This is a genomic window from Allosphingosinicella sp., from assembly GCF_036387215.1.
GTDB lineage: Bacteria > Pseudomonadota > Alphaproteobacteria > Sphingomonadales > Sphingomonadaceae > Allosphingosinicella.
This window is the reverse complement of sequence record NZ_DASVUE010000301.1, coordinates 1-4074: the sequence shown is the minus strand read 5'-3', so window position 1 is coordinate 4074 and position 4074 is coordinate 1. Positions and strand designations below refer to the sequence as shown.

1 protein-coding gene is annotated in these 4074 nt (G+C 65.4%); it reads right to left on the bottom strand.

Annotation, left to right across the window (positions count from 1 at the left end; all coding sequences use genetic code 11):
• Nucleotides 1–4031 (bottom strand): DNA-directed RNA polymerase subunit beta (gene rpoB, locus VF662_RS12235; protein WP_464141562.1); only part of this gene is annotated, 4031 nt, incomplete at its 3' end.
• Nucleotides 4032–4074: the final 43 nt, after the last annotated feature.

The window sequence follows — 4074 nt, the reverse complement described above, 5'->3', positions numbered from 1 at the left end:
CGCATCTCCTTCACGAGCACGTTGAAGCTCTCCGGAATGCCGGCCTCGAACGTGTCGTCGCCCTTGACGATCGCCTCGTAGACCTTGGTGCGGCCGACCACGTCGTCGGACTTCACCGTCAGCATCTCCTGCAGCGTGTAGGCCGCGCCGTAGGCCTGGAGCGCCCAGACCTCCATCTCGCCGAAGCGCTGGCCGCCGAACTGCGCCTTGCCGCCCAGCGGCTGCTGGGTGACGAGCGAGTAGGGGCCGATCGAACGCGCGTGGATCTTGTCGTCCACGAGGTGGTGGAGCTTCAGCATATAGATGTAGCCCACGGTCACCTTGCGGTCGAACGCCTCGCCGGTGCGCCCGTCGTAGAGCGTCACCTGGCCGCTCTCGTCGAGGCCCGCCTTGGCCAGCATCGCCGAAACGTCCGCCTCGCGCGCGCCGTCGAACACCGGAGTGCCCATCGGAACGCCGTTCACGAGGTTGGCCGCAAGCTCCATCACCTGATCGTCGTCGCGGGCATCGATGTCGGACGCATAATGGTCGCCATAGATGTCCTTGAGCTTGGCGCGGATCGCGCCGACGTCGTCGCCGGCAATGTCCTTGCCGCGATGATGCATGTCCTCCAGCATCTCGCCGATCTGCTTGCCGAGGCCGCGGGCGGCCCAGCCGAGATGGGTTTCGAAGATCTGGCCGACGTTCATGCGCGACGGCACGCCGAGCGGGTTGAGGACGATGTCGGCATGGGTCCCGTCCTCGAGGAACGGCATGTCCTCGATCGGCAGGATGCGGCTGATGACGCCCTTGTTGCCGTGACGGCCGGCCATCTTGTCGCCCGGCTGAAGCTTGCGCTTCACGGCGACGAAGACCTTGACCATCTTCAAGACGCCCGGCGGCAGCTCGTCGCCGCGCTCGAGCTTCTCGATACGGTCCTCGAGGCGCCGGCGGATCACCGCTTCGGCATCGTCATACTGGGCGCGGACCGCTTCGAGATCGCTCTGCACGCGGTCGTCCTGCACGGCGAACTTCCACCATTCGTGACGCTCGACGCTTTCGAGAGTGGCCTCGTCGATCGCAGCGCCCTTCTTGACCCCCTTCGGAGCCGCGGTCGCGACCTGGCCGATCAGCATTTCGCGCAGACGCGAGAAGGTGGCGCGCTTCAGGATCGAGCGCTCGTCCTCGGCGTCCTTGCGGAGCCGGTCCTTCTCCTCGGTCTGGATCGCGCGAGTACGGTCGTCGATGTCGATGCCGTGGCGGTTGAAGACCCGCACTTCGACCACCGTGCCGGAAACGCCCGGCGGCAGGCGGAGCGAGGTGTCGCGGACGTCGGACGCCTTTTCACCGAAGATGGCGCGGAGGAGCTTCTCCTCCGGAGTCATCGGGCTTTCGCCCTTCGGAGTGATCTTGCCGACCAAGATGTCGCCCGGCTCCACTTCGGCGCCGATATAGACGATGCCGGCCTCGTCGAGGTTGCGGAGCGCTTCCTCGCCGACGTTCGGGATGTCTCGGGTGATGTCCTCCGGCCCGAGCTTGGTATCGCGGGCCATCACCTCGAACTCCTCGATGTGGATCGAGGTGAAGACGTCGTCCTTCACGATCCGCTCGGAGATCAGGATCGAATCCTCATAATTGTACCCGTTCCACGGCATGAACGCGACGAGCACGTTCCGGCCGAGCGCGAGCTCGCCCATCTCGGTCGAGGGACCGTCGGCAATGACGTCGCCTTCGCTCACCACATCGCCCACCTTCACCAGCGGGCGCTGGTTGATGCAGGTGTTCTGGTTGGAGCGCTGGAACTTCATCAGCGTGTAGATGTCGACGCCCGACTTGCCGGCCTCGACGTCGCCGGTGGCGCGGATCACGATGCGGGTGGCATCGACCTGGTCGACGATGCCGCCGCGGCGGGCCGAGATGGCGGCGCCGGAATCGCGGGCCACCGTCTCTTCCATGCCCGTGCCGACGAACGGCGCCTCGGCGCGGACGAGCGGCACCGCCTGGCGCTGCATGTTCGAGCCCATGAGGGCGCGGTTGGCGTCGTCATTCTCAAGGAACGGAATGAGCGATGCGGCGACCGAAACGAGCTGCTTTGGCGACACGTCCATCAGGGTGATCTGGTCGCGCGGTGCCATCAGGAAATCGCCGGCGCGGCGGGAGGAGACGATCTCCTCGCCGAAGCTGCCCTCGTCGTTGAGCTCGGCGTTGGCCTGCGCGATCGTGTGCTTTCCCTCCTCCATGGCGGAGAGGTAGACCACCTCGTCGGTGACTTTGCCGTCGACGACGCGGCGGTACGGCGTCTCGATGAAGCCGTACTTGTTCACCCTGCTGAAGCTCGCGAGCGAGTTGATCAGGCCGATGTTCGGGCCTTCCGGCGTTTCGATCGGGCAGATACGGCCATAGTGGGTCGGGTGAACGTCGCGGACTTCGAAGCCGGCGCGTTCACGGGTGAGACCGCCCGGCCCGAGCGCCGAGACGCGGCGCTTGTGCGTCACTTCGGAGAGGGGGTTGGTCTGGTCCATGAACTGCGAGAGCTGCGAAGAGCCGAAGAACTCGCGCACCGCGGCAACCGCCGGCTTCGCGTTGATGAGGTCGTTCGGCATTACGGTCGAGACGTCGACCGAGCTCATCCGCTCCTTCACGGCGCGCTCCATGCGGAGCAGACCGACGCGATACTGGTTCTCGAGCAGCTCGCCGACCGAACGGACGCGGCGGTTGCCGAGATTGTCGATGTCGTCGATCTCGCCCTTGCCGTCCTTGAGGTCGACGAGGGTCTTCACGACGGCGATGATGTCCTCCTTGCGGAGAGTCGTCACCGTGTCCTCGACGTCGAGGTCGAGGCGCATGTTGAGCTTGACGCGGCCGACGGCCGAGAGGTCGTAGCGCTCCGGATCGAAGAACAGGCCGGCGAACAGCGCATCGGCGGTCTCGCGCGTCGGCGGTTCGCCGGGACGCATGACGCGGTAGATGTCGCTGAGGGCCTGGTCGCGGTCCTCGGCCTTGTCGGCTTTCAGCGTATTGCGCATCCAGGCGCCGGTGTTGACGTGATCGATGTCGAGCAGCTCGATCCGGTCGATGCCGGCCTTGTCGAGCTTCTCGAGGTTCTCAGGGGAAACCTCGTCGCCCGCTTCGATGTAGATCTCGCCGGTCGCATCGTTGACGAGGTCGAGCGCCGAATAGCGGCCGAAGATTTCCTCGGTCGGGATCACGAGCTGGGTGAGGCCGTCCTTGGCAGCCTTGTTGGCGGCGCGCGGAGTGATCTTCTGGCCGGCCGCGAACACGACCTCGCCGGTCTCGCCGTTGACGATGTCGAATGACGGCTTCTGGCCGCGCCACGCCTCGGCCACATAGGGGATCGCCCAGCCGTTCGGACCGCGCACATAGGTGACGCGGTTGTAGAATTCGCTGAGGATCTCCTCGCTCGACATGTCGAGGGCGTGGAGGAGGGCGGTCACCGGCAGCTTGCGCTTGCGGTCGATGCGGACGTTGACGATGTCCTTGGCGTCGAACTCGAAGTCGAGCCACGAGCCGCGATAGGGGATGACCCGGGCGGCGAAGAGATACTTACCCGAAGCATGGGTCTTGCCGCGGTCATGGTCGAACAGCACGCCCGGCGAGCGGTGCATCTGGCTGACGATTACGCGCTCGGTGCCGTTGACGATGAACGTGCCGTTCTTCGTCATCAGCGGCATGTCGCCCATGTAGACGTCCTGCTCCTTGATATCGAGCACGGAGCGCGTCTCGGTGTCGGGATCGACTTCGAACACGATCAGGCGGAGCGTCACCCGCATCGGCGCCGCATAGGTCATCCCGCGCTGGCGGCACTCGTCGACGTCGTACTTGGGATCCTCGAGCTCGTAATTGACGAAATCGAGCTCGGCGGTGCCGGCGACATCGCGGATCGGGAAGACCGAGCGAAGCGTCTTCTCGAGGCCCGAGACATAGCCGTCCTGCGGCCGCGAGCGGAGGAACTGCTCGTAGCTCTCGCGCTGAACCTCGATGAGGGTCGGCATTTCGGACACCTCGTGGATGTTTCCGAAAATCTTGCGGATGCGCTTGGAGGCCGTCGACTGAGTCGCGCGGGCCGGAGGAGCG